Genomic DNA, 25277 nt, shown 5'->3' with positions numbered 1-25277 from the left:
GCCTTACCAGCATAGTGCCAGTACAAATTTGCTATAAGCCATACTTTTTCGTTGTTAGACAAGCTTAAAACCCGACCTTACTCTTTGTCACGTTTTGTAAAAATTAATGCAAATACCTTGATGAGGAACGTCTTTTGGCAAAGTCTCTGCACGATTCTAAGACCCGCGGCCTGCCGCGTTTTACGCCACTGAAGCTGGCAGTGCTCTGTGGCTCTCTTCTATTCTCCTCTCTGTCTATTGCTGACGAGCAGTTAAAAGAAGGCATTACGCCTGCCACCGATGCCAGCCAAATTCCCGCTGCGGCTAAGTTACGCAAAGATACCGTGATCGCGGGTATCTCTGAACCTCAGGGTATTTTTAACCCTTACTTCTTCGTCAACGGTTGGGATGAAAACGTCACTAATGTGATTTTCGCCCGACTGATCGATTTAGACAGCCACGGCGAATCTGTCCCCGGCTTAGCCGAAAGCTGGACCGTATCCCCCGATGGCAAAACCTACACCATCAAGCTGCACCCCAATCTGACCTTCAGCGACGGATCGCCGTTAACCGCTGAAGACGTGGCGTTCACGCTGACCGTGCTTTATGACCCGAAATATGACGGTGACACCGACATTTCATTAGCCCATATCGTCGGCGGGGATGACTATAAAGCCGGTAAAGCAGATAGCGTTTCTGGGCTGAAAGTGATCGACCCGCAAACCCTGCAAGTCACCACCACGGAAGCGGGTGCGACGACGCTGCAAAAAATCGGCGGCCCGGTGCTGTCGAAAGCCTATTATGGCAAAGGCTACTCGCGCGGCAATCTCGACTATTTAAGAACCCTGCACGGCAAGCCGCTGGGCAATGGCCCTTATGTCTACGAGAAATACATTCCGGGGCAAGAGATCCGTTTCCACGCCAACACCCATTACTATAAAGGTGTGCCGCCAACGCCGCGCTTTATCTACCGCGTGACCAACCCGTCAACTAACTTCCAGCTGTTCCAGACCGGTGACACCGACTACGACGCCTTTACCTCGCGCCCTGATGATATCGAACAACTCAAGCTACTGGGCTTCGCCAACATCAACCTTTATGGTTCGAGCGATTACAGCAAAATTGAGTTCAACTTCCGCCGCCCGGCGCTGCAAGACGTCAAAGTCCGTCAAGCACTGATTTACGGTCTTGACCGCCAGAAATTGGTCGACGTGGTCTATCAGGGTTATGGCACCGTCGCCAACGAGCCTATCTCGCCAATCTCTTGGGCTTTTAACTCCGAAGGCGTGAACCAGTACAAATACGACGCTGCGCAGGCCAAAAAATTACTGGATGAAGCGGGCTGGAAAGTCGGCTCTGACGGCATTCGTGAGAAAGACGGTAAGCGCCTTGAGCTGACGCTGCTGGTCAGCAAGAAAGTGCTGAACGACGCGCTGATCCCGATTGCCAAAGAAAACTATCGCCAGATTGGCGTGCTGCTCAAACCTCAGGTGTTGGACTTCAACGCGCTGATGTCCCAACGCAAAGCGGGCAACTACGATTTGGCTTCCTTTAGCACCAGCACGCTAAACGATCCGCACGACGGCGTATGGGATTTCTACAGCAAAGAAGCCGCCACTCAGGGTGGATACAACAACCCGCAGGTGGATGAACTGATCCATCAGGCCAATGCCGAATTGGACATTGAGAAACGCAAGCCGATTTACCACAAGTTGTATCAGGTATTGGCGAACGATCCGCCGGTTATCTTGTTGGCAAACCGTAAAATTCTCTCGGCCAGTAGCGCACGGGTCACAGGCTTCAAACCGGATATCTACAACGGTCTGACGGGAAGCCTGCCGGATGTGAAAGTAGTTAAATAATCAGAAATAACGCCACTGCCGGTCTTTGCTGGCAGTGGCAATGAGAACGTCATGAGAAATTTTATCCTGCGGCGATTGCTGCAAACCATCCCGATGCTGTTCCTCGCCTCGCTGTTGATCTTCATGCTGTTTGCGTTCACTCCGGGCGACTTTATTGATGGCAACGTAACGCTCACGGCGCAGCGTGCCGCCGAACTCAAAGCGCTTTACGGCCTTGATCAACCCATGCTTACCCGCTATTTCCGCTGGCTGGGCCAGCTGCTGCAAGGCAATCTCGGCTTTTCGCTGCAATACCAAATCCCTGTCAGTCAGCTGCTCAACCAATATATCTGGAACTCTTTCCTGCTGGCCGCGATCTCCATGGTGCTCTATTGGGGCATCGCGCTGGCGGTGGGTATTGTCTCAGCGTTGAAACCTTATTCGCTGTTTGATCACGTGGTCAGCGTGGTGATTTTCGCCGCCATGTCTTTCCCCACCTTCTTCCTCTGTCTGCTGCTGATTAAATGGTTCGCGGTGGATTTACACTGGCTGCCGGTCGGCGGCATGACCAATACCGGCAGCGATGCCACCGGCTGGGCTTGGGTGATGCAGGTCGCAGCACACCTGATCCTGCCTGTGCTGGCCTTGGTGATGTTGCAGGCCGGGAGCCTGACGCGCTACTTCCGCGCCAGCATGTTGGACGTTATCCGCATGGACTTCATCCGCACCGCCCGCGCCAAAGGGCTGCGCGAGAGAACGGTTATCTTCAAGCACGCGCTGCGCAACGCGCTGTTGCCGCTGATCACCCTGATGGGCTTTGAGCTGCCGGGGCTATTTTCGGGTGCGATCATCACCGAGAAGGTCTTTAACTGGCCGGGAGCCGGGCACATCAATATTGACTCACTGGCTGCCCGCGATTACCCAGTATTGATGGGTTTCACGCTGTTTTTGGCGGTACTCACTATCCTTGGCAACCTGATCGCTGACGTGCTTTATGCCTGGGCTGATCCACGAATTCGGGTGAAGTCATAATGTTAAGTTCTCTATTCTCCAGCCAGCGCCGCCTGCGAAAAGCGCAGATCCCCGCACTGGCGCAGGCCACGCCTTCGCCCCTTCATCAGGCGTGGAAAGCATTGCGCAGCAACCCGCTGGCGATGTTCTGTCTGATTCTGCTGGTGGTCATGGCGCTGTGGTGCGTGTTTGGCCCGATGTTCTCCCCTTGGCGCGATGAAGCCACCGACGCCCTGATGATCAACAAAGCCCCCAATGCCCAGCACTGGCTGGGTACTGACTTTTTGGGCCGTGATATCTACACCCGCCTGCTGCTGGCCGGGCGCATTTCACTGGTGATCGGCCTGCTGACCATGCTGCTTTCGGTGACGCTGGGCTATCTGCTCGGGGCGCTTTCAGGCTATGTCGGTGGCCTGACGGACAAAATCGTCATGCGCCTTGCCGACCTGATGATGACCATTCCCACTTTGCCTTTGCTGCTGGTGATGGGCGCGATGCTGTCTGAGCTGGATTTCTCGCCGGACTCGCGCATCTATATGGTCATCGTGATGCTTAGCCTGATTGAATGCCCTAAGCTGGCGCGTCTGGTGCGCGGGCAGATCCTCTCACTGCGCGAGCGCGAATTTATGCTGGCGACGCAGGTGCTGGGGCTCTCTTCTCGCCGCCGCGTGTTCCGCCACTTATTGCCAAACACCGTGCCTATTCTGGTGGTGATGGCGACCATGGCGGTGGCCAACGCCATTCTGATGGAGTCGGCGCTGAGCTACCTCGGTTTGGGCGTCGTGCCGCCGATGGCCTCTTGGGGCAACATGATGGACGCCGCCAACAGCCTGATCGACTTCCAGCGTCGCCCGTGGTTGTGGATGCCACCGGGGATTGCCATCTTCCTCACCGTGATTGCGATTAACGTGCTGGGCGACGGGCTGCGTGACGCCTTAGACCCAAAAATGAAGCGGGGTTAACGCCATGACGCAACCTTTAGTCAGTTTTAACAACCTCTCGCTGTCATTTTCCAGTGAGCAGGGCCGAGTACGCGCGGTGCAAGGCGTGAGTTTCGACGTGATGCCCGGCCAGACGGTCGGCGTGGTCGGCGAGTCCGGCTGCGGTAAAAGCGTCACCGCCATGTCCTTGATGGGCTTACTGCCGCCGCAGTCGGCGCGCATCGACTCCGGCGAGATCCTATTCGAAGGCACCAATCTGCTGACGCTGCGGCCCTCCCGCATGGCGGATCTGCGCGGCAATCAGCTGGCGATGATTTTCCAAGAGCCCATGAGCGCGCTAAACCCGGTACTAACTATCGGCGAGCAGCTGGTGGAACCGTTGATTCGCCATCTTGGTGAGAAGCCAAAAGCCGCATGGGCCAAGGCCGCGGCTCTGCTGACCGAAGTCGGCTTAGCCCGCGCGGAAAGCCTGATGGAGAGCTACCCGCACCAACTCTCCGGCGGCATGTTGCAACGCGTAATGATAGCCATGGCGCTGAGCTGCAAGCCTAAATTACTCATTGCCGACGAGCCGACCACCGCGCTGGACGTCACGGTGCAGGCGCAGATCCTCACCTTGCTGCGCGAGCAGGCCCAGCGCCAGCACATGGCGCTGATGCTCATCACCCACGACTTGGGCGTGATAGCCCAGATGGCCGACCACGTGGTGGTGATGTATGCCGGGAAAATCGTTGAGCAGGGGCCGACTGCCGACGTGCTGCGCAACCCGCTGCACCCTTACACCCAGGGGCTGATTGCCTCAAGGCCGGTTCCCGGCGAACGCCGCCGCCGCTTGTATTCCATCCCCGGTCAGGTGCCTAGCCTTACCGCGCTGCCGCCGTACTGCGCATTTACCGAGCGCTGCGCCAAAGCCACCGAACGCTGCCGTCAGGGGATCCCGCCATTGGTGGGTGATACCCGTCAGGCCGCCTGCTTTTACAGTGGTTTGCCAGCCAGCGGACTTGCCACCGCGACGCCGTTAGAGGTACAGCCGTGAACACAGAATATCTGGTCGAAGTGCAAGACCTTAAAAAGCATTTTCCGATTCAAAATGGCCTATTCGGGCAGGTGACCGGCCAGCTTCGTGCCGTGGACGGCGTGAGTTTCAACATCCGCAAAGGCTCTATCTTTGGGCTGGTGGGGGAGTCGGGGAGTGGCAAAACCACCGTCGGCAGAACCCTGCTCGGTTTATATGAGAAGACGGCGGGCAGCGTGAAGTTTCGCGGCGAAGACCTTTCGGCGTTGAAGCCCAAACAGCTAAAAGCCCTGCGGCCGAAAATTCAGCTGGTATTTCAGGACCCCTATAGCTCGCTGAACCCGCGAATCCGGGTGGGCGATGCCATTGGCGAAGCAATGCTGGAACACAAGCTGTGCGCGCCGGGCGAGCTGCGCGGCAAAGTGCTGGAAGTGATGAAGATTTGCGGCTTATCCGAGCTGCATTACAACCGTTTCCCGCACGAGTTCTCAGGCGGCCAGCGCCAGCGTATTGGTATTGCCAGAGCGCTTATCCTGCAACCTGACTTTATCATTGCCGACGAGCCTATTTCGGCGCTGGACGTGTCGATTCAGGCGCAGATCATCAACCTGTTTTCGGATTTGCGCGATGACCACGGCGTCACTTTCCTGTTCATCTCCCACGACCTTGGGGTGGTGGAGCATCTGTGCGATGACGTGGCGGTGATGTACCTTGGGCAGATTGTCGAAACCGCTGACCGCGACACCCTGTTCCGCCAGCCGCTGCATCCTTACACTCAGGCTCTGCTGGCTGCGGTGCCGACCTTGGACCCCGGCAGCGTGCCGGTGGCGATGGCCAAAGGTGAGATCCCCGACCCGTCGCAGCCGCCGTCGGGATGCCGCTTCAATACGCGATGCCCGTTAGCTACCGAGCGTTGCCGCAAAGAAGTGCCCCAACTGCGCGCAATTGGCGGAGCGGGGCATCGAGTGGCCTGTCACTTAGTGTGAATCTTGGGATGCTATAATCTCAGGATTTTGTGATTCTGAGATTTTATCGCCTCTCACCACCAGCATATAGGTCAGGGTAAATGATAGCACCAGCGCGATGGTCACCCCCATCAGGATGTAGATAAAGTAAGGCCCGATGTAGGCTGGCAGGCTGAAAATGCTCGACAAAATATAGCCATACAGCCGCACGCCGAAGAAAGCGATGAAGGCCGAGGCAATCGAACTGCTGATGGTGGTGGCGATAAAGGCTTTCTTATAACGGGTCAGCACGCCAAACAGCGCTGGCTCGGTAATTCCCAGTAAGCCAGAGACGGCGGCCGAAACCACCAGCGTTTTCTCCTCGCGAGTTTTCACGTGGAAGTAGATGGCAAAGGTCGAACCGGCAATCGCCATGTTGGCCATGAACATCATTGGCATCAACATATCCCAGCCCTGATCGGTGAAGTTCTGCAAGGCAATCGGCGTCATGGCGTGATGCATGCCGGTCAAAATTGCCACTGGCCGGATGGCACCGACAATAAAGCCCGCAAACACCGACGAGACGTCAAACAGCCCCTGAATGAAGAACGCCAGCAGCTTGCCGAGGTAAATGCCCGCCGGTCCAATCACGGACAGCGACACCAGCGCGGCGATAAACAGCGTCAGCGTTGGGGTGAACACGGTCTTCAGCACGTCCGGCATAAACCTGTCTACCCAGCGGTGAATATAGCTGAGCGCCAGAACCGAGAAAATCACCGGGATCACGCTGGCCGAGTAGTTGAACACCGAGACCGGGATGACATCCATAAAGTAAATCGCGTTGGCCGCGCCGGGCGTGTGGCTGGCCAGTGCCTTGGCGGCGTCGATAAGCGTCGGGTACATCAGGCATGCTGCTACCGCCGCGGCTAAATATTCATTGGTTTTAAAGATTTTCGCCGCAGACACCGCGAGGAAGAAGGGCAGGAAGTAAAACACGCCGCTGGCGATCAGGTCGATAACCATCACCGTGTCGCTCTTGGCTGAAATCACTTTCAGCGCGATCAGCCCGGCCAGCAGGCCTTTGATCATCCCGGCACCCGCGATGGCCGGAACGATAGGGCCAAAAACGCCGGAGACGGTATCCATAAACAGCGACACCAGCCCTTTACACGCTTTCGGTTTATCGGTTTTTTCCAGCGTCACCGGCTTGAGATGGCTGACTATTTCTTCATACCAGTCATTCACCTTCGGGCCGATGATGATCTGTACCTGCTCACTTTGGCTTTGCGCACCTAATACGCCGGGCAGGGCTTTTATTTCCTGCCACGCCACTTTATTTTCATCAATCAGATCAAAACGCAGCCGAGTCATGCAGTGCCAAACTTTATTAATATTTTCCGGCCCACCCACAAGTTGGATAATTTTCTGCATTGCTTCTGTTTTTGCCATAAAAGCCTCACTGCGAACAGTTATTATTATGAAGTCAAAAATAATGTGGTGAATAGCATGGGATACTAATGTTCCCATTCTATAAAAACAAACCAATAAAACATGACTCACCTCACAAAACCACCGTTAAAGGCTGGGTTTGATAGGGGTATGAGTCAATTGGTATGGTTTTTATGGGTCTTTAATGTGGAATGCCAAACCATTTAAAATGAATTAAATTTAAGGTTTACAACAGGGCTTAAAATAGGGTGAAATTAATTAAATCAGATTATTTCAATCCACCATGGTCACTCGAAAAATAGCTTTTACCGGCAATTTTATTCGAGCCGCCGAGGAATACATTATGCAACCCACCCTTATTACCAATATTGAATGTCAGATAACTCGCCCCGATCGCCATAATCTGGTGGTGGTGACCATTGAGACAGATAAAGGCATTCGCGGATTGGGTTGCGCGACCTTCCAGCAGCGCCCGCTGGCGGTAAAACTGATGGTGGATGAGTACCTTAAGCCGCTGCTGATAGGCCGCGACGCCAACCATATTGAAGACCTGTGGCAGATGATGATGGTCAACGCTTACTGGCGCAACGGCCCGGTGATGAACAACGCCGTGGCGGGAATTGATATGGCGCTGTGGGACATTAAAGGCCAATTGGCGGATATGCCCCTTTACCAGCTGTTCGGCGGCAAATCCAAAGACGCCATCACCGCCTACAGCCACGCGGCCAGTGACACACTGGAAGGGTTGTATGCCGAAGTAGATCGCCTGCTGGCGGAAGGCTATCGCCATATTCGCTGCCAGCTGGGGTTTTATGGCGGCAATGCGCAGGATTTCCACAGTACCAAAAATCCGACCGAGGGCGCGTATTACGACCAAGATCAGTACATGGACAACACGCTGGCGATGTTCAAAGCGCTGCGCGCGAAATACGGCAATCGCTTCCATATCCTGCACGACGTCCACGAGCGCTTATTCCCGCAGCAGGCTTTGCAGTTCGCCAAACAGGTGGAAGCCTACCGTCCGTACTTCATCGAAGACATCCTGCCGCCGCACCAAAACGAGTGGCTGGAGCAGATCCGCAATCAAACCGCCGTGCCGCTGGCGACCGGCGAACTGTTCAACAACCCGGCCGAGTGGAAAGATTTGGTGATCAATCGCCGCATTGATTTTATCCGCTGCCACGTCTCGCAGATTGGCGGCATCACCCCAGCCCTCAAGCTGGGTAGCTTTTGCCAAAGCTTCGGTGTGCGTCTCGCTTGGCACTGTCCGCCAGACATGACGCCCATCGGCGCGGCGGTCAATACTCATCTGAATATTCACCTGCACAACGCGGCGATTCAGGAGTTCGTGGCCTATCCGGCCAACACTCAGCGCGTGTTCCCAGATGCCGTGAAACCCGAAGGTGGATACTTCTATCCAATTGAAAAGGCAGGGATCGGCGTCGGTTTTGATGCCAAGGCCGCGGAGGAATTCCCGGTGGTCTATCGCCCACACGAATGGACCCAGAGCCGTTTGCCGAATGGCGCGATCCATACGCCGTAAAGCAGGGCGGTTAAAGGCGAGAGTGAGGGTCAAAAGGCGGGAGGTTCAAGCCTGATGACTCTTCCTGCTGAAGCGATGGTTGATGGGCGGTGGGCAATAATGATTCGGGTAATGTGCAGCGCTGAGATCGCCGCGTTAATACAGGCTTCGTTATCAAGATCGAGATGGCTGGTGGCTTCGTCCATAAAGAGGATGCTCGGGCGGCGATATAAGGCTCGGGCAATCAGCAATCTCTGTTTCTGGCCTCCAGACAAACTTCCTCCCAGCTCGCCAATTAAGGTTTCATAACCCATCGGCATGGCAATGATCTCTTCGTGAATATTGGCGTGCTGCGCGCACTCTTCAATCCACTGTTTATCAGCAGACGAGGTAAATCCGGCGATATTTTCCGCAATTGAGCCGGCCAAAAGTTTATCGTCTTGCAACACACAGGCGATGCATTTTCGATAATTATTAATACCTATGGCATGTATATCTACGCCATCAACCCGCAGCGTTCCTGATGTCGGTACTAATAATCCGCACATCAATTTCATTAATGTTGTCTTGCCGATGCCCGACGGGCCGATTATTGCCACGCTTTCGCCGGAATGAATATGGAAACTCATATCCCTAATTAAGGGCTTTGAAATGTCGTCATATTGGTAAGACAGCTGGTGGACATCAAAAGAGAGTGCTTTTCCGGCATGAAAGAGGTTCTGGTTAGGCATCTGTTTTTCTTTATCAGAGAGCACGATGTCTGAGACCCTTTCGTTATGCAGGCTGAGCATTCGCAGGGCCAGCAGCATATCGATGAGGCTTGAGGCGCGCTCAGAGAACTGACCTCGGTAGGCGTTGAACGCCACAAACATGCCTAATGTCATCTGATTTTCAATCACCAGAGAGGCCCCTAGCCACAGAATAACCACCTGATCGAGAGTGGCTATCAGTGAGCTTATGCCGCCAAACAGCATATTCATTTTGGTGAGTTTAATATCGGCATTCACCGTATCGGCGTTCAGATTCATCCAAAATTGAGAGCGCGAACCCGCCAGATCCAGAGATTTAATGGTGCTGATGCTATATAAGGTTTCCATAAAATGAGAGTCAGTTTTGGCTCCTTTAACTAACTGCTCCTCAGAGAGTTGGCGATAATAGCTATAGGTTGATAAACGTAAAATGATATAGAGGGTCGTGAAACCCAGTACCACCCACACTAACCAGCCGCCATAAAACAACATCATGATAAATACGCCAACGGTCATGATGGTATCGATAATGCTATTTACAATGCTGGTGGTGAAAGTGGTTCTAATAATTTCCAAAGAGCCAAACCGAGAATGAATATCCCCAAGTTTGCGTTTCTCGAAATAGGAGAGAGGAAGCTTGATCAAATGGTCAAAAACACCCGCTACCCATTGGATATCAATAACCGCATCCATCACTATTGATGTCCACGACCTCAGCATGGAGATAGCCGTTCGGAACAAAATAAAAAATAGCAGTCCGATGCAAATCAGAGACAGCAGGTTGTGGTCACTCGCCAGAATCACGTGATCCATAATGAGCTGGGTGCCGACCGGCATGAGCAGGTTAATGCTTTCAATCACCACCGACAGCGCAAAAATCTTGATCAAGGCGCCTTTTAAGCCGCCAATATTGGACAACAGAAGGCGAAAACTCAATTTGCTACGCTTGGTGACCGGAGTGAATTCGCTATCTGGCCACAGCTCTAACGCCATGCCGGTGAAGTGCTTCGACACCTCCTGAATACCCAAGACTCTGCGACCAAACGCCGGGTCATGAATGACCACCCGCCCGCGACGCACGGCGATAAGCACCACAAAATGGTTCATATCCCAATGTAAAATACAGGGGGTTTTCAGGGCATTAAGCTCTTCAAGATCAAGGGATAAAGCCCGGCTTTTCATTTTTAAGCTGCTGGCCGCGTCTATCAGCATCGACATCGTGGCACCGCGAGAAGAGAGCCCAAACTGCTGGCGAAGATTGAAGAGATCGATACGCGCGCCGTAGTAGTGGCACACCATTGCCAGACTCGCTAACCCACACTCCGCGGCCTCGGTTTGCAATATCTGTGGCACTTTGCGCCGCCAGGATAGATTCAGTTTTGCACTGAGATCGTTAAAAAAGCGTTTATCCATTTACCGGCCCAGCGACGCTTTTCCGAATGCCGTAAAAAGGGGAAAACATCCATTGATAGAGCGGCCTTTTTTCCAGAAACAGGGTGGATTCGGCTTTCATGCCGCTCGAAAGTGCCAAGGTTTTATTCTGATGGCGAAAGTGAGTTTCCGTTAAAGCCACCATCACTTTGTAGTAAGCCTCGCCTTGTCGATTGGGCTGGCCGATAGGGGAGTTGCTATAGGTCGCCATCTCTTGGGCTGAGGCGGGCACATAGGCAATGCTCTCAATCTGGCCGTGAAACTGACCAAATTTCTCAAACGGGAAGGCTTCATAGCGAATATTTACGCTCTCTCCCCGCGAAATATAAGGCACGCTAGAGTTTGGCAACCACAGCACTAAGTAGTAGGTCGAGTGGGTGCTGGGTATAAGCTGCGCCAGACTGTCGCCCAGATTGACCATCTGCCCGCGGGTTACGCTCAGTGACTCAATGCGGCCATCCGCCGGGGCCTCAATGATCCGCGTGCTGTTGGCGTCAGATTCGGCAAGCTGGCGTTGCAGGCTATTGTGTTCAAGCTGGTACTGAGATATTTGGTTGTCGAAATCCGCCGCGCGCGTGACGATTTCCGTATCAAGGTTGGTTATCTGTAATGACTCTTGAATTCGCTGATTGGAGAGGATCTGGACGCTGTTCTGTTGCTGATAATAGGTATAGGTTTGCGCGTTCAGTTGGTCTTTCGTGGTAAGCCCTTTCAGATGGTAGTCCGAGTAGTTCTTCATGCTCTCTTTGGCGAATTGCGCGCCTTTGCGGGCATCCATAAGGAAGGATAAGGATTGGCTATGCGCCAATTCATACTGCTGTTTCTGCGTTCGTAAGTTATCGACGGTCAGCTGCTTATTTTTTTGCAGCTTGTCGATAATCTTCTCTATTTGAGTCAGCTGTGACTCTATGGCTTCGCGGGTCTTAATGCTGAAATTGCCACCGTGGGTGACTTTGCTAAAATCAATCTGATAGAGACGATCTCCCTTTTTCACCACATCACCGACCTTCACAAAACGGTCTGAAATAAACCCTTGCTGAGTCGCGAAAATGTTCACTGAGCGAGGTTCGCTGGTTATCTCACCAAAGACGTTTATACGGCGGGTGTAGTTGCCGAGGGTTAAAATTGAAATAAATGTGGTTATGAATACTAAGGTTGATATACAGGTTAACCATGTGGGAGCACTGGATATTAATAAAGCCTTACCTGTCCATTTTGTTTGTTGATGGGCAACCGATTCCTTACGGAAGATAGGATTCATGATAACGTAATCATCTTATTTAATATTATTTTAGATTTGAAGGCCACCCCCTACCAAAGATCAATAGGGGGGGCTTGCATTTAATTGCAATGTAAATGGCTATTTGAGCACTATTTTATGTTTCTCTCTATAGTTTCTATAAATGTAGCTAAGTACCTTGAAAATGTTTTTAGTGATAAAAAGGCAACAAGATAATGAAACTAAAAATATAGAAATCTCTTTTGGCGCAGGATTCCAAGACCAATATCCTACGCTGGCGCCGCTTAGTAAAGACGCCGAAAGAAACATACCAGCTAGGACTGATAACATGACGATAATGCTCTTCATAATGGGTTGTATAGCCTTTGTTTTTAACTAAAATCCAATTACCATGAACATGTTCCGCGAGAGTCGTCACAACTATTGCTACTCCCTCCCTTACCTATATTACCGCCACCTTCATTTCTGCTATCGAAACATTTACCTGTAAGTGCTCCACCTAACGTACCGACAGCAACTCCTAGTAAACCCCCGAATGCTCCTGTGGCTGCTCCAACCATCATGCCGTTAATGCATCCGCTAGAAGTGTTTCTTGAATAATAACCTCTATTGTCATTACCTCTTCCCTGATTTCTTCTGTTGCTACTCCTCTCAGAGCGATAATCACCGGTATTGCCGCCGCGGCCACCAGATATGTATTCCACTAATGAATTATCAATAACTTTCATAAACAGCTCCTTGTTTTTGGAAGTTGCATATTTAAATAATAATATGTTCTTTATCGTGAGCTAGATCTCATTGTTAAATCTATCATTTAATTTTTCATTGCTTTTTTAGTTAATTGAATTAGCTGCCCTGCTATAAAAATCACTTTTCAATATGCTGTGTTGTTTTTTTTTGATTTTATTTTATTTGAGGTTTTTAGAATAAAGCTTATGAGCACCTATATTTTTCATGAATTCATCAAGCTTCCTGCCAAACAATAATATATAAATTTCTGTTTTACAAAACAGCTTTATTATCATTAAATTCCTACCAAACACCTTCAATCAAATCTAAGGAACCCTGCGCGATGATGACGCTAAAACGAAAAGAAAGTATCAATGAGGTGGATTGGCAGGCCTTGGTCGAGCTGATTGATACTGCCGGTCTCGGTTTGCGTGAGCTGGCCGATTTAGAAAATGCATTTCGCCACAGCGCCTTTTGCTGGTTTGGCTATGAACAGGGGAAGCTTATTGCGGTGGCGAGAGCCATCAGTGACATGACTTGGTGCAGCTATCTTTCCGACGTGGCCGTAGCGCCTCAGCAACAGGGCAAAGGTTATGGTCGCCAATTGATGGAAGCCGTGCGGGAAGAGTTGCTGCCCTACGGCAAGATTTTCATCTATGCCGCGCCGGGTAAAACAGACTTTTACCAGAGCCTCGATTTCGAATTCCTGTCGACCGGCATGGTATGCGCCAACGGCGAGACATTAGAGAAAATGCAAAATCAGGGCTATCTCAGGTCTGCCTAAAGGCCAAATTATCCTGATTGAAGGGGATGATATAGGTGCAGGTATAATCGATATCAATGATATCGCTGAACGCGTAAACCCGGCCATCGCGCAGAATTCCGCGATTGAGAATGTGCATCGCCGGTGCGCCTTTCTTACAGCCAAGCAGCTCGGCCTGCGCCTTATTGACGATGACGGCGTCGTAGTGGGTGAGGGAGTGAGAAATCTGGCAGCCCTTGCCGAGCACATACTGTTGAATCGAGCTCTCAATCACCTTCTGATTTAAATCGGTAAACAGGCTAAAGGGCATTCTGGCCTGTTCTATCTGTACGCTGTGCTGATTCACCGCCCGCAGCCGGGTAAAAGCCCAGATAAAATCCTCGGCTGTCAGGCCAAAAATCTGCTGCTCTTCTTTATCCGGGCGGCGTTTGTGCAAGTTAAGCATGCGAAAGCTGATTTCAGCGAATTTCTTCTCAGTAATCGAGTTATAAACCAGCGGATTATTGCTGATGCCGGGGTTAATAAAGATGCCGGAACCCTGCACCACTCGCACCGCGCCAATATCCACCAGCTTCTCCAGCGCCTTGCGGATGGTGAAGCGTGAAGCCCCGTACTCCTCGGCCAACTGGCGTTCGGGGGGGAGCTTGGTCGGGCGCTGATCTTCCGGCAGGGCGCTTCGCTGATAAATTTTACTCAGCAGATCCTGAGCAATAAACTCCTTCTTTTTCATCAACCAACCTCCCGTTCAATCATTTCGCGTCGCATTATTCAGAGACTACTGCTGGTGCTGCGCAAACAGAGCCAGCAGGCTGTGCGGCGCCTCTTCACCAAAGCACAGCTGCACGTTTCGCGTGGCTTCTTCCGCCGCTGCCTTACTGCGCGGGAAGAGATCTTTCTCATAGGCGGCCAGTGCTGCTTCAACATCGTCGGGGTGCTCGACAATGGCGCGCGCCAATTCAGCGCCGTCGAACATTGCCAGATTTGCGCCTTCTCCGGCGAAGGGCGACATCAGGTGTGCCGCGTCGCCGAGCAGCGTCACGCCAGCAACGCGTTGCCACTGATGGTCCACAGGCAGCACGTACATGGCGCGAACCACGGCGTCTTTTTCGCCGTCGGTGATAAGCGCAGTAAGCTCCGGTGCCCAATCTGCGAACTCGGCGGCCACCTGCGCTTTGGCTTTCTGCGGGTCAGCAAAATCCACGCTTGAAAGCCACGTTTCAGGCTGGGTTAACGCCGTATAGGCGTGCAGCGTGCCATTGCCCTCGCAGTGCGCCAAAATGCCTCGGCCGGGTTCGAGGGCAAAAAGCGAGCCGTCGCCCACCGCCGCCGCGCTGGCCGGGTGATCCACATTGGCGTTGTGCAGGTAGGTTTCTATAAAGGTGACACCTGCATAGCTTGGCTTGGCCGCAGAGAGAAGAGGGCGCACCTTCGACCATGCGCCGTCGGCACCCACCAAGATATCCGTTACCAACGTCGAGCCATTGGCAAAGGTCAGCTGATGTTGCCCAGAGCCAAGGGGCGCAACTGACGTGACTTTATGCCCCCAGCGGATCATGCCTTCAGGTAGAGAATCCAAAAGGATCTGACGCAAATCGCCGCGATGCACTTCCGGCCTGCCGCCATCGCCTTCGTCGGGTTCATCAAGCAGCACCTTGCCGTGTTTATCCAGCACCCGCGATGCCTGAGCGCCGCGCTGGATAATCGCCTGAAACTGCTCGAAAAGCCCGGCGGCCTGCAGCGCAGGCTGGCCATTATAGTCGTGAATATCCAGCATACCGCCCTGTGAACGCGCATCGGCGGAGGCTTCGGCCTCATAAATAGTGGCGGTAATGCCGTGCAAAAGCAGAACTCTGGCCAGCGTTAAGCCACCCAAACCTGCACCCACGATGGCGATTGATTGGTTCATTCTGGTTCCTTTAACACTTTAAAAAGCCAAAATAATGTCAGATTCAAAGCTAAAGATGCCAGAAGGGTTCCCAAGAACTCAAATAAAAAGTTCTCTCGCAGATAAGGCGGGCCGTTTAGTAGATCCGAGGTGAGTGGGTGGAAGAAACAGACGAAGCAGGTTATCAAACAAAGCATCATTAATACTTTGAGTTTACTGTGCAATTTCCCCCGTGTTTTTGAGTAGATAACGTAACTTATGACAGAAATAGAGAAAGAAGCAGAATTGAATCCAAGTTCATCCATGATAGTGATCCTTTAGGAATAATTGTCCAAAAACACAGGTGACGGCGGCTATCCTAGCCTCTCTTTGAGCATACATCATAAAAGTTCGTGACTTCAAAACCGTGGCTTTCATCACCGTTTTTAACACAGCAATATTAGTTACAACATACTCATACGTGGAAAGATTTCCTGTAAGTGCAACCTGTAAGTTTGGCGGGCGCAATAGCGCCAGAGCCCCTTTGGGGCAAGCTTTAGCAGGGTGGGTGTGTTGGCAAAGCGTGGGCAGTGACTTAGCGAATAATCAGCTAAATAATAACGTAACGATCATTACGAAATGTCTTGACGATTTTGTCTGAATCTCGTTTTATAGCGGCGTAAATGAACTTTCTTCCACTTATAAATCTTCGGGATCTTTTATGACTGAGTGCACTTCCCTTGACGCCCAGCCGAACGCCTCTGCTTTCAAACGATGGTTGAGTGTCATTTCACTCGCCTTCGGAACCTTTGTTCTGATTAATACTGAATTCTTGCCCATAGGCTTACTGACGCCGATTGCTCATTCGCTGAATGTCAGCGAGGGGCGGGCAGGGCTGGCGGTGATGCTACCGGGGCTGGCAGCCGCTGCCTCTGCGATCCTGTTGCTGCTGTTTTCCCGCCAGCTGAATCGCCGCACTCTGCTGCTGTTCTTATCCGCGATGGTGATTCTTTCCAACGCGGCGGCGATGCTCGCGCCCTCTTTTGGGGTTTTGCTGATCGGTCGTATCATTTTGGGTGTTGCGGTGGGTGGTTTTTGGTCATTCGCCATTCCGGCAGGGCGTCGATTAGTGGCCGACGAGCAGGGGGCGAGGGCTACGTCGCTGATTTCTGCTGGCGTGGCGGTGGGGACGGTCGCAGGCGTTCCCGCCGGGGCATTTATCGGTGAACTTTTTGGCTGGCGGATGGCGTTCACCCTGAACACCGCGCTGGCCGTTGGGGTGTTTCTGCTGCAATGGGCGACGCTGCCCTCGCTGCCAGCCAAGCAGTCGATCAAAGTCAGCACGATGTTTAGCGTGGCGAAAATCGCCGGTGTGCGTTATGGCTTGATCATCGCCTTATTCATGGCCGCCGCGCAGTTCTCCGCCTATACCTACCTCGAGCCGTGGCTGCGTTTTCAGGTCGGGCTCTCGGCCTCAAATCTCTCCCTGTTGCTGATGGCTTATGGTATCGCGGGGTTGGTCGGGACTTTTCTGACGGAAGTGATGGTGAAGGGCGTTGGCGTCAAGCACACGCTTCTGGCCTGTTTACTGATTATGGGCGTGGCGGTGGTCGGCGCTTCTCAGCTCAGCAACAGCGCGCTGACCGCGTCAACCCTGATCGTCCTCTGGGGGCTGGCGTTTGGTGCTCTGCCGATATGTTTGAATATCTGGGTTTATCAGGCCGCGCCAGAGCAGTTTGAAACCGGATCCTCATTGATCGTGTTTATCTTCCAGATTTCGCTGGCGAGCGGCGCGTTCTTCGGCGGCGTGCTGGCTGACAGTATCGGCACCAGCAGCGCCTTTATGCTCGGCGGGATCCTCGCCTTGCTGGCCTCGGTTATTGTGCTCTTTACCCGGCCACGGCCCGCTGTGCGCTAAGTTATCCCAGCAAGGGCCGCCGCTTGCTGCGTCTGGCGGCATCTTTTAGAATTGAGGCTATGAACACAGAAAAATCCTCCACATTAAAGAAACGCGGCAGACCTAAGTCCTTCGACCGCGAAGCCGTGCTGGAGCAGGCCATGCGCCTGTTCTGGCTGCATGGCTACGAAACCACGTCGATGGCTGAACTGCTCGAGGCGATGCAAATCACCACGCCAAGCGTCTACAGCACCTTTGGTGACAAAGAGCGGCTGTTTCTGGAGTCGGTGGATCGCTATATCAAAGGGCCGGGCCATTATCAGGTGGAAGCCTGTAAAGAAGTCACCGCCAAGGCCGCCATTGAGCGTATTTTGCGGGAAGCCGCCGAGCGATATGTCAGCCCAGAAAACCCGCCGGGCTGCATGCTGGTGGTCTCGACGGTGAACTCCTGCCCGTCCACTTCTCCCGCCCAAAAGGCGGTGAAAGCCGCCCGCTATGAGACCGAATGTGCGCTTAGAGGCCGCATTGAGCTGGGCATGGTCGACGGCGATGTGCCGAAAACCGCCGACCCGGCTGCCTTAGCCAGCTTCTTCAGCACCCTGCTAAATGGCATGTCGATCAAAGCCAAAGAGGGCGCGTCGAAAGAGACCATGCTGGCGCTGGTCGACAACGCTATGCGCGTCTGGCCCGAGTAAACTGCTGCTCGGTGATAGTGCTTCCCCACTGATCGCCTTGCCACTCTTTCGCCAGTTCAAAGCCAAAGGACTCATATAAACGCCGCGCGGCGGTGAGTTTATTGAAGGTCCACAGCTGGACCGCCGGGAAGGCTTGCTCATCACAAAATTGCATCGCGGCGGCAATTAGCTTTCTGCCCGCGCCGCTGCCTCGACAGCCATCGTCGAGGATAAACCAGCGCAGATGCCCATCACCGTTCCCCAGATCTTCGCCGTCAATTGCTACTGAGCCAACAATGCGGCCATTCAACATCGCCAGCCAAATCTGATTACCGGGCTTATCCAGACGCCCGGCAAACTCGGCCAGTCCCGCCGCCACTTTGGCTTCAAAAAAGCTGCCAAAATCGTGCTCTCTGGCGTAATAGCTGCCGTGCATTTCAGTGATGCGACCAATCATTCCGGGGTGGTAGCCACAAACAATCTCTAGTTGACTTTGAGTGTCCGGTTCGCTCTCTTTGCGGCAGGCTTTCAGCGCCTCGGCATAGAACCTCAGCCCCTGTGAGACAGTCTGCTGCTGGAGGGAATTCATCTTTTGCAGGGCACCGGTTACCTGCTGGCTGCCGTAATTGTTTATTATTTTTACGGTTTTCTTGCCCTGCGTCGTGAGGCTAAGCTGCTTGATCCGCGCGTCGTCGGCCGACGGCGTTTCTTGCAACTCACCGGCGCTCACCAGCTTAGTCAGCATTCGGCTGACGCTCGACTTCTCAAGCCCGAGGATTTGCACCAGCTGCGCCGCCGTCATGGAGCCATGGTTTTCCACTTCGAGCAGGGTGTGAACCACCGACGGGGAGTATTGGGTGGCGGCCAGCGTGTTATTCATAAAACCCAACTCTCGCACCATTTTGCGCGATGCCACGCGGATTTCTTCGACTATTTGGGTTTCTGAACTCATGGGAAACGACCTCGAAAATAAAGTTGTATAATACAACCATATCATCACCTAAGCCGTCAATATGGCGTAGCAGGGATGCAGGAAATAAATGCTTTCAAATCGCCGCTACTGGAAAAAATCGCCCTCTTATATTGTCGTGGTGGATTGAAACTCCGCGCAAAGAATCTACAAATTTTGAGGTTTCACGCTTTCGCATTGGGTTTGGCATCCCGCCATTTTTAGCTGTACCTCCACTCATCAGGTGAAGAAATGATTAACGCTCAACTTATCAATAATAATGCAGACTGGCTGGATGTTCTCGGGCCAAAAATAAAAGTCCTAACCCCAACCGATAGCCAAGATGATGATTACTCAGTGTTATTAGCAACCATTGGGCCGGGTGTTGCTATCCCGCTGCACAGCCACCAAGACCGGGAAACTTTTTATATTCTGGCTGGCGTGGTGCAAGGATTTGTGGACGGTGAGTGGCAGGAACTGAATCAAGGCGGGGTTTTAGATATTAAAAATGGCAAAGATCACGCGTGGCGAAACGTATCTGACCAAGAGGCCAGCATCCTGATTGTGACCACCAATAAGATGAAGGATTTCTTCTTGGAAATTGGCAAACCGCCGTCGGACACCTTCGCGCCCCCGGCCCCGGAAGATATGGCAAATCTGTTTACCGCCGCCCAGCGCTATGGTTACCAGTTGGCCTCTCCTGAGCAGAACGCCGCGATTGGTTTGGTTTTGCCTTTTTAACTGCTGGTAGGTCTGGTTTATCAATATGCAGTCAAAATAATGCCGCACAAAGTGCGGCATTATGAGTGACAAAATCTTCAGTATCGAATTACCCGGCATGCCGAGTTACCCTGACCGGTACAGATTTATAAGACGGCGTGCCACTCTGCTTGTCTATATAGTCCAATGGGATGAGTATGTTTGCCTCTGGATAATAAGCCCCAACGGAGCCTGGAGCGATGTTATAGGCAATGACCGTCATATTTTCCAAACGCAGACTGCTGCCCGCTACCATGGTTTCAATATCCACTAAATCACCGTGTTCGAGACCGCGCTTATCAAGATCGGCATCGCTCATAAACAAGATATCCCGGCGGCCAAATACGCCACGGTACCGATCATCCAACGCATAAATCGTCGTATTATATTGGTCGTGACTGCGCAACGTAATCATGCGCAACACATCATCACCTTCAACCAGCGTGTCCTCATTAACTCCCTCAAATACCGAGAACATGGCTTTACCTGAGGCCGTAGTCCATTTGCGCTCCGTTGGAGGCAGGGGCATACGGAATCCACCGGGGGTGGCAATTCGTTCATTGTAATTATCAAAACCTGGCACGGTTTTTTCGATGAGATCACGCACAATACTGTAGTTGGCGACCAACTCCATCCATGGGACTTTACTGTCAGGCAAGGTGGCCTTGGCCATACCGGCAACGATAGCGGGCTCGGAAAGCAGCATATCGGAAGCAGGTTTGAGCTTGCCGGACGACGCGTGCACCATCGACATTGAGTCCTCAACAGTAACGGATTGTCTTCCGCTGGCCTGCAAATCAAGTTCGGTTCGCCCCAAGCAGGGCAAAATATACGTTTCTTTTGCAACCAGCAGGTGAGAACGATTTAACTTGGTGCCGACATGCACACTTAAATCGAGGGTTTTCATAGCCGGAAAGCATTTTTCAGGGTCGGGGAGCGCGACCGCCAGATTACCACCGAGGCAGATGAGCACCTTGGCCGTACCTTCAACCATCGCCTGCATGGCTTTAACCGCATCGTGGCCGTGCTTTTTAGGCGGAATAAAACCAAAAACTTGCTCAATCTTTTCTAAAAATGCCGCCGATGGTTTCTCTGTGATCCCAACAGTTCTATTGCCCTGAACGTTTGAGTGACCGCGTAAAGGACAAATACCCGCACCGGGCTTGCCCATATTGCCGCGCATCAGCAGCAGGTCGGCGATTAAGCGAACGTTGGCAGTGCCCTTATTATGCTGGGTAATTCCCATCCCGTAGGTCACGATAGTGGCCTTAGATTTGGCATAAAGTTCAGCAATTTGTTCGAGATTCTGACGAAGCAGGCCACTCTCTTTTTCTATTTCAGCCCAGTCTGTGGCGTCTATATCGGCGCTTAATGCTTCAAAACCCTGAGTATGAGCGGCAATAAAGTCTTTATCTAGCACGTCACCTTTGAGCTGCTCAAGCTGCAGCAGCGCCTTGATTATCCCTTTCAGCGCGGCGGCGTCACCACCGGCTCTAACCTGAAAATAGTTTGAGGCGATGTCGGTGGAGCTATAGGTCGCCATTTCTATCACATTTTGCGGGTCGGCAAATCGTTCAAGTGCGCGCTCACGCAGGGGGTTAAGAACCACGATTGGCACATTTTTTTTCGCCAACTCGTGCAGCGTCCCCATCATGCGTGGATGGTTAGTGCCGGGATTATGTCCCATCGAGATAACCAGTTCGGTTTCATCAAAGTCGTCAAGGGAGACGGTGCCTTTACCAATGCCGATAGAGAAGGGCAAGCCGACACTGGTGGCCTCGTGGCACATATTGGAGCAGTCGGGGAAGTTATTGGTGCCGTATTCGCGGGCAAAGAGTTGAAACATATAGGCGGCTTCGTTTGAGGCTCGCCCGGAAGTATAAAACTCTGCTTCATCGGGTGACTGGAGTCCCTGCAACACCTCTGCGATACGGTTAAAGGCAGTTTCCCACTCAACGGGGCGCAGCGTATCTGTTTCACTGTCGTAAACCAATGGATGGGTCAAACGACCAAAATTTTCTAACTCGTAGTCCGATTTTTGCAGCAGTGAGGTAACCGTATTCTGGGCCAAAAACTCCGGCTTAACGCGTTTACTGGTTGCTTCCCACGTGACGGCCTTGGCGCCATTTTCACAAAACTGGAACGTCGAGTGCTGCTCTTTATCTGGCCATGCGCAGCCCGGACAATCAAAACCATCGGGCTGATTGGTACGAAGCAGCGTGGCCGGCGCGGTCAAATTGTCCATTTGTGTACGCACGGCAATAGCCGTCGCTTTCAACGCTCCCCAGCCACCTGCAGGCCCGTCGTAGGGATGTATGCCGGGAACTGCGCGTCTTTTCTTAGCCATAAAAACTCCTTTAAATAGAGGTGAAACACACTCTTTGTACGGATAAGTGTAATCACTGCTCGGGAGCTTGATGCTGAAGGGACAACAAATATTGTAAGAATTTAAGTGTGGGCAGAAGTTAAAACTAATCCGATCTTCTTTTATATGAGGGTACGCTGGCTTAATCGATAAAGGGGATATCGTGGATTGGATTCAGGCAGAACCATAGGATGCGATTGAACCCGTGGAGATCAATGCAGCAGCGATGAGGCCGAATCTTGAAGAGCTTGACTGCTATGAGGATCAGCGGGTTAGGAAGTGTTTTCTCGATACCTCAGTTAATTGAGGTAGGTAAGAAAAACGCGCCCTTATTTAGGGGGGGTCTTACATAGACAGGGTTTCATTAAACATTATTAGGAATAATCGCAGAATAAGAAGACTCATCGCACCTTGTAGATCGGGGACTACAAGGTGCGGGGAACTTGATGTTTCAATTGTTTTTCCCTTGCTGGTGGGTTAAGTCATTAGATTAGTAGAGTCATTAAGAGGACTTTATTTGGCAGACTATTTTTATTACCCATTGATATATCTACATAAAGATAAGAATAGTTCTACTTTGCTAAATAGAATATTTTTAATGCTTAGTCTGCCAACTTACAACTTACTTAATTTGCAAGTCCAGTCGCGGTGGCTCGCAATAAATGTCGCAGTCGCGGGCCAAAATCCAGCGCAACGTGCCCCCATTGTGGAACCTGCTCATAAAGACGGGAGAGGGTTGGCGTAGGGTGTGATACCTGCCAGAAGCCAGCGGCGAGCATAATAGTGGCAGCAATCAAATTTTGCAGTTGTTCAGTGGTCATGCTGCTAGAGGAGGCAAGACTACTGACAATCTCGTCATGCGCCAAAAACGCATTGGTTTTGAACTGACGTGCTCGTTCGATATCAACTCCTCCTTCCAGACTCAGGGTAACGTGAGTCAGCAGGTCGCAAAAAACCGGAAGGGAAATGATGGTGTCGGTTACCAGATCTGCGACTTGGGTTGGTGTGAGTTCATGGGGGGCGAAATGGCGACTTTTTATCGCGTCTCGCCATCTTTCCCATCCACGCTCAGCCAGTTCCAGCAGTAATTCCTCTTTATTCGCATAGTAGCGGCGCGCACCCGTGCGATGTAAACCTGCGCGATCGGTTACCGCAGCGACGGTAAGAAAACGAATACCGCCCAGCTCAATCGCCAGGGACTCCGCTGCATCCAACAGGGCTTCCGAGCGCTGCTGTTTATCTTCTGTGGAACGGGCTCTCTCTTTCATCTCACAAATTTAACACATCATAAGGTGCGTTACAGCAAAAGCTGTGCTAGTTTGAGTTAACGCACCTAGTGATGCGTTAATATGAAATTAATTGCACCACACCCTTGTGAAGGAAATTATATGAAAGCGATACAAGTCACCCAGTTTGGCGGCCCAGACGTTCTTGCTTTGAATGATCTAGCCGACCCAACACCCGGTCCCGGCGAGATAACCATTGATGTCTCTCATGCCGCCGTCGGGTTGGTGGACATCTATTTCCGACAGGGGGCGTTTAAAGATTTACCCGGTATGGCGCACCCGCCTTTCGTGCCGGGGCTAGAGGTGGTAGGCAGAGTTCGCGAGGTTGGGGCTGGGGTCACTGACTTGCGCGTCGGGGAGAGAGTGGTTTCTATGTCGGACGGGTCTGGTACCGGAGGCTATGCGTCAATTTTCGTCGCCAAAGCGGCATTCGTATTGTCTATCGAAGCGTCAGACATTGATTCTGCGCTAGCCGTTTCGGTTATCCCCAATGCGGCTATGGCCTATGTTGCGCTGACCAGCGTGGCTCGTCTGCAACTGGGCGAAAGTGTGCTGGTCCACGGCGCGCTCGGTGGGTTCTCAGCTGCTTTCCCCGGAATAGCAAAACAGCTCGGCGCATCACGGGTGGTGGGGACAGTCCGCGCGAGTAAATTAGAAGCCGCAGCCAATACGCTTTTGCCTTACGACCACATTGTGGATTCTGGCCAGCTGCCGGATGCCCTTAATAATGAAAGATTTGATGTGGTTATTGACCCAGTGGGTGGAGTAGTGCGCAGCCATAGCTTTTCCCTGATGCAGCCCGGCAGTCGGCTTATCGTCGCTGGGAATGCTAGTGGGGATTGGAGCCATCAGGTTAAAACCAATGATTTGTGGCTGGGGAGCATGACAGTAACGGGCTACAACGCGGGGGCTTACTTGCGAAAGAACCCTCAGCTTGTCCAACCCGCGCTGCGGGCCGCGTTGATATCCGTCGAGGCTGGGCTTGGTGAAATCGTCATTGACACCCTGACTTTCGATAAAGCCGTTCAAGCCCATGAGCTCATGGAAAGCCGCGCCCTGAATGGACGTATCGTGCTGGTGCCTTAAGCTACGTTAAAACGATTTGCATAGTCAGATGTGACGCAGAATTCAGATGCAGACTCTATTAATAGAGGATTTGTATCTAGCCTAATACAAATCCTAGTACGGCATAATTCTATACTTTGACTAGAGGATTTTGCATACCTCATCAAATTCAAGGCGTGGCTCTCTTGGATAAAGCTTTTCTTCATCGCCATAACCGAGGGTACAGACAAAGTTTGTTTTCCACGTCGTGCCTTTAAAGAACAGTTCATCCACCTGCTGATTATCAAAACCTGACATGCCGCAGGCGTCGAGGCCCAGAGCGCGAATGGCGAAAATCATATACGCCCCCTGTAAGGTGCTGTTTCTGAACACCGTTTCTTGAACTAATTTCTCATTTCCATCAAGAAGAGGGCGAGGATCGTAGGTTTGGAAAAGCCTTGGTAGATATTCTGTCCAAGTTTCATCATAAGCCAGAATTGCCGTCACCGGCGCGCGTTTTACCTGAGCCGGGTTTGAGCCCCACATGGCAGAAGCCAGCTTCTCTTTGTGTTGTTCATTCTTAAGAAAAAGGATCCGTGCTGGGTTGGAGTTAAGAGCTGTCGGGCCCCATTTCATGATTTCATAGATCTCATGAAGAGTGTCATCAGACACCATACGGTCAGTCCAGTAATGATAGGTTCTGGCCTGGGTAAATATTTGCGCTATGGCTTCTTGAGAAAGGGGGTTTTTAAACATCTTATTTTCCTTGGTCTTCAATCGGTTTTTGAAAATACGCTTACTATTGGTTGTTTACTGGTCGGTAAA

General features: G+C 52.0%; 21 protein-coding genes. 11 read left to right on the top strand and 10 right to left on the bottom strand.

Features of this window, described 5'->3' with window-relative positions; translation table 11 throughout:
• The first annotated feature begins 188 nt into the window (after positions 1-188).
• Genes GEAM_RS21880 through GEAM_RS21860 form a run of 5 tightly spaced genes read left to right on the top strand, consistent with a single transcriptional unit; the run spans position 189 to position 5773 of the window.
• Positions 189-1841: an ABC transporter substrate-binding protein gene (locus tag GEAM_RS21880; protein WP_419471244.1), complete on the top strand. Its 1653-nt coding sequence runs from the start codon at positions 189-191 to the stop codon at positions 1839-1841.
• Positions 1842-1892: 51 nt separating this feature from the next.
• On the top strand, positions 1893-2852 hold the full coding sequence (locus GEAM_RS21875) for an ABC transporter permease (protein WP_034796122.1): 960 nt from the start codon (positions 1893-1895) through the stop codon (positions 2850-2852).
• On the top strand, positions 2852-3793 hold the full coding sequence (locus GEAM_RS21870; RefSeq protein ID WP_034796120.1) for an ABC transporter permease: 942 nt from the start codon (positions 2852-2854) through the stop codon (positions 3791-3793). The genes GEAM_RS21875 and GEAM_RS21870 overlap by 1 nt, the downstream gene beginning before the upstream one ends.
• A gap of 4 nt (positions 3794-3797) precedes the next feature.
• Positions 3798-4808, top strand: a complete 1011-nt coding sequence (locus GEAM_RS21865; RefSeq protein WP_034796118.1) for an ABC transporter ATP-binding protein — start codon at positions 3798-3800, stop codon at positions 4806-4808.
• Positions 4805-5773 carry an ABC transporter ATP-binding protein gene (locus GEAM_RS21860; protein WP_034796114.1) on the top strand — a complete coding sequence of 323 codons (969 nt, stop codon included), beginning with the start codon at positions 4805-4807 and terminating at the stop codon, positions 5771-5773. The genes GEAM_RS21865 and GEAM_RS21860 overlap by 4 nt, the downstream gene beginning before the upstream one ends.
• Here the strand turns inward: GEAM_RS21860 and GEAM_RS21855 are convergent.
• Positions 5765-7180: a PTS transporter subunit EIIC gene (locus tag GEAM_RS21855; protein ID WP_034796112.1), complete on the bottom strand. Its 1416-nt coding sequence runs from the start codon at positions 7178-7180 to the stop codon at positions 5765-5767. The genes GEAM_RS21860 and GEAM_RS21855 overlap by 9 nt on opposite strands.
• A gap of 343 nt (positions 7181-7523) precedes the next feature.
• Between GEAM_RS21855 and GEAM_RS21850 the strand changes: the two genes are divergently transcribed.
• On the top strand, positions 7524-8723 hold the full coding sequence (locus GEAM_RS21850; protein WP_034796110.1) for an enolase C-terminal domain-like protein: 1200 nt from the start codon (positions 7524-7526) through the stop codon (positions 8721-8723).
• Between the two features lie 29 nt (positions 8724-8752).
• Here GEAM_RS21850 and GEAM_RS21845 read toward each other — a convergent pair whose 3' ends face one another.
• From GEAM_RS21845 to GEAM_RS22920, 3 genes are all read right to left on the bottom strand, one after another.
• Positions 8753-10864: a peptidase domain-containing ABC transporter gene (locus tag GEAM_RS21845; protein WP_034796108.1), complete on the bottom strand. Its 2112-nt coding sequence runs from the start codon at positions 10862-10864 to the stop codon at positions 8753-8755.
• Complete coding sequence (locus GEAM_RS21840; RefSeq protein ID WP_034796106.1) at positions 10857-12143, bottom strand: HlyD family secretion protein; 1287 nt, start codon at positions 12141-12143, stop codon at positions 10857-10859. The genes GEAM_RS21845 and GEAM_RS21840 overlap by 8 nt, the downstream gene beginning before the upstream one ends.
• A gap of 365 nt (positions 12144-12508) precedes the next feature.
• Complete coding sequence (locus GEAM_RS22920) at positions 12509-12850, bottom strand: hypothetical protein (protein ID WP_072009948.1); 342 nt, start codon at positions 12848-12850, stop codon at positions 12509-12511.
• A 344-nt stretch (positions 12851-13194) separates the two neighbouring features.
• Between GEAM_RS22920 and GEAM_RS21830 the strand changes: the two genes are divergently transcribed.
• On the top strand, positions 13195-13635 hold the full coding sequence (locus tag GEAM_RS21830; RefSeq protein WP_034796101.1) for a GNAT family N-acetyltransferase: 441 nt from the start codon (positions 13195-13197) through the stop codon (positions 13633-13635).
• Here the strand turns inward: GEAM_RS21830 and GEAM_RS21825 are convergent.
• Both GEAM_RS21825 and GEAM_RS21820 read right to left on the bottom strand, forming a co-directional pair.
• Positions 13622-14344 (bottom strand): GntR family transcriptional regulator, encoded by a 723-nt coding sequence (locus GEAM_RS21825; protein WP_034796098.1) that lies wholly within the window; start codon positions 14342-14344, stop codon positions 13622-13624. The two genes, GEAM_RS21830 and GEAM_RS21825, sit on opposite strands and share 14 nt — an antisense overlap.
• Positions 14345-14389: 45 nt before the next feature.
• Complete coding sequence (locus GEAM_RS21820) at positions 14390-15520, bottom strand: FAD-dependent oxidoreductase (RefSeq protein WP_034796097.1); 1131 nt, start codon at positions 15518-15520, stop codon at positions 14390-14392.
• A gap of 679 nt (positions 15521-16199) precedes the next feature.
• Here GEAM_RS21820 and GEAM_RS21810 point away from each other — a divergent pair.
• Positions 16200-17396 (top strand): MFS transporter, encoded by a 1197-nt coding sequence (locus GEAM_RS21810; protein WP_034796095.1) that lies wholly within the window; start codon positions 16200-16202, stop codon positions 17394-17396.
• 59 nt (positions 17397-17455) lie between these two features.
• Positions 17456-18070: a TetR/AcrR family transcriptional regulator gene (locus GEAM_RS21805; protein ID WP_034796094.1), complete on the top strand. Its 615-nt coding sequence runs from the start codon at positions 17456-17458 to the stop codon at positions 18068-18070.
• Here GEAM_RS21805 and GEAM_RS21800 read toward each other — a convergent pair.
• Positions 18048-19001 (bottom strand): bifunctional helix-turn-helix transcriptional regulator/GNAT family N-acetyltransferase, encoded by a 954-nt coding sequence (locus GEAM_RS21800; RefSeq protein ID WP_034796093.1) that lies wholly within the window; start codon positions 18999-19001, stop codon positions 18048-18050. The two genes, GEAM_RS21805 and GEAM_RS21800, sit on opposite strands and share 23 nt — an antisense overlap.
• A gap of 249 nt (positions 19002-19250) precedes the next feature.
• Here GEAM_RS21800 and GEAM_RS21795 point away from each other — a divergent pair, with 249 nt between their 5' ends.
• Complete coding sequence (locus GEAM_RS21795; protein ID WP_051899614.1) at positions 19251-19739, top strand: cupin domain-containing protein; 489 nt, start codon at positions 19251-19253, stop codon at positions 19737-19739.
• A gap of 88 nt (positions 19740-19827) precedes the next feature.
• Here GEAM_RS21795 and GEAM_RS21790 read toward each other — a convergent pair whose 3' ends face one another.
• Both GEAM_RS21790 and GEAM_RS21785 read right to left on the bottom strand, forming a co-directional pair.
• Positions 19828-22104, bottom strand: coding sequence for an FdhF/YdeP family oxidoreductase (locus GEAM_RS21790; protein ID WP_034796092.1), 2277 nt, complete (start codon positions 22102-22104; stop codon positions 19828-19830).
• A gap of 644 nt (positions 22105-22748) precedes the next feature.
• Positions 22749-23390 carry a TetR family transcriptional regulator gene (locus GEAM_RS21785; protein ID WP_128124661.1) on the bottom strand — a complete coding sequence of 214 codons (642 nt, stop codon included), beginning with the start codon at positions 23388-23390 and terminating at the stop codon, positions 22749-22751.
• A 120-nt stretch (positions 23391-23510) separates the two neighbouring features.
• Between GEAM_RS21785 and GEAM_RS21780 the strand changes: the two genes are divergently transcribed.
• The gene (locus tag GEAM_RS21780; RefSeq protein ID WP_034796090.1) at positions 23511-24494 is read left to right on the top strand and encodes a quinone oxidoreductase family protein; all 984 of its coding nucleotides are present in this window, start codon (positions 23511-23513) and stop codon (positions 24492-24494) included.
• A gap of 120 nt (positions 24495-24614) precedes the next feature.
• On the opposite strand, the gene GEAM_RS21775 is transcribed toward GEAM_RS21780, so the two are convergent.
• Positions 24615-25208, bottom strand: a complete 594-nt coding sequence (locus GEAM_RS21775; protein WP_034796087.1) for a malonic semialdehyde reductase — start codon at positions 25206-25208, stop codon at positions 24615-24617.
• Between the last annotated feature and the right edge of the window lie 69 nt (positions 25209-25277).

The organism is Ewingella americana ATCC 33852 (assembly GCF_000735345.1).
Taxonomy (GTDB): domain Bacteria; phylum Pseudomonadota; class Gammaproteobacteria; order Enterobacterales; family Enterobacteriaceae; genus Ewingella; species Ewingella americana.
The sequence above is the reverse complement of the archived record's forward strand: the minus strand, read 5'-3'. Positions and strand labels throughout refer to the sequence as shown.

What these genes read in the sequence shown, in the direction of transcription:
- GEAM_RS21875 (WP_034796122.1), top strand. Translation starts at nt 1,893, where the DNA reads ATGAGAAATTTTATCCTGCGGCGATTGCTGCAAACCATCCCGATGCTG.
- GEAM_RS21810 (WP_034796095.1), top strand. Translation starts at nt 16,200, where the DNA reads ATGACTGAGTGCACTTCCCTTGACGCCCAGCCGAACGCCTCTGCTTTC.
- GEAM_RS21795 (WP_051899614.1), top strand. Translation starts at nt 19,251, where the DNA reads ATGATTAACGCTCAACTTATCAATAATAATGCAGACTGGCTGGATGTT.
- GEAM_RS21785 (WP_128124661.1), bottom strand. Translation starts at nt 23,390, where the DNA reads ATGAAAGAGAGAGCCCGTTCCACAGAAGATAAACAGCAGCGCTCGGAA.
- GEAM_RS21790 (WP_034796092.1), bottom strand. Translation starts at nt 22,104, where the DNA reads ATGGCTAAGAAAAGACGCGCAGTTCCCGGCATACATCCCTACGACGGG.
- GEAM_RS21870 (WP_034796120.1), top strand. Translation starts at nt 2,852, where the DNA reads ATGTTAAGTTCTCTATTCTCCAGCCAGCGCCGCCTGCGAAAAGCGCAG.
- GEAM_RS21850 (WP_034796110.1), top strand. Translation starts at nt 7,524, where the DNA reads ATGCAACCCACCCTTATTACCAATATTGAATGTCAGATAACTCGCCCC.
- GEAM_RS21845 (WP_034796108.1), bottom strand. Translation starts at nt 10,864, where the DNA reads ATGGATAAACGCTTTTTTAACGATCTCAGTGCAAAACTGAATCTATCC.
- GEAM_RS21780 (WP_034796090.1), top strand. Translation starts at nt 23,511, where the DNA reads ATGAAAGCGATACAAGTCACCCAGTTTGGCGGCCCAGACGTTCTTGCT.
- GEAM_RS21805 (WP_034796094.1), top strand. Translation starts at nt 17,456, where the DNA reads ATGAACACAGAAAAATCCTCCACATTAAAGAAACGCGGCAGACCTAAG.
- GEAM_RS22920 (WP_072009948.1), bottom strand. Translation starts at nt 12,850, where the DNA reads ATGAAAGTTATTGATAATTCATTAGTGGAATACATATCTGGTGGCCGC.
- GEAM_RS21865 (WP_034796118.1), top strand. Translation starts at nt 3,798, where the DNA reads ATGACGCAACCTTTAGTCAGTTTTAACAACCTCTCGCTGTCATTTTCC.
- GEAM_RS21800 (WP_034796093.1), bottom strand. Translation starts at nt 19,001, where the DNA reads ATGAGTTCAGAAACCCAAATAGTCGAAGAAATCCGCGTGGCATCGCGC.
- GEAM_RS21825 (WP_034796098.1), bottom strand. Translation starts at nt 14,344, where the DNA reads ATGAAAAAGAAGGAGTTTATTGCTCAGGATCTGCTGAGTAAAATTTAT.
- GEAM_RS21775 (WP_034796087.1), bottom strand. Translation starts at nt 25,208, where the DNA reads ATGTTTAAAAACCCCCTTTCTCAAGAAGCCATAGCGCAAATATTTACC.
- GEAM_RS21830 (WP_034796101.1), top strand. Translation starts at nt 13,195, where the DNA reads ATGATGACGCTAAAACGAAAAGAAAGTATCAATGAGGTGGATTGGCAG.
- GEAM_RS21840 (WP_034796106.1), bottom strand. Translation starts at nt 12,143, where the DNA reads ATGAATCCTATCTTCCGTAAGGAATCGGTTGCCCATCAACAAACAAAA.
- GEAM_RS21855 (WP_034796112.1), bottom strand. Translation starts at nt 7,180, where the DNA reads ATGGCAAAAACAGAAGCAATGCAGAAAATTATCCAACTTGTGGGTGGG.
- GEAM_RS21820 (WP_034796097.1), bottom strand. Translation starts at nt 15,520, where the DNA reads ATGAACCAATCAATCGCCATCGTGGGTGCAGGTTTGGGTGGCTTAACG.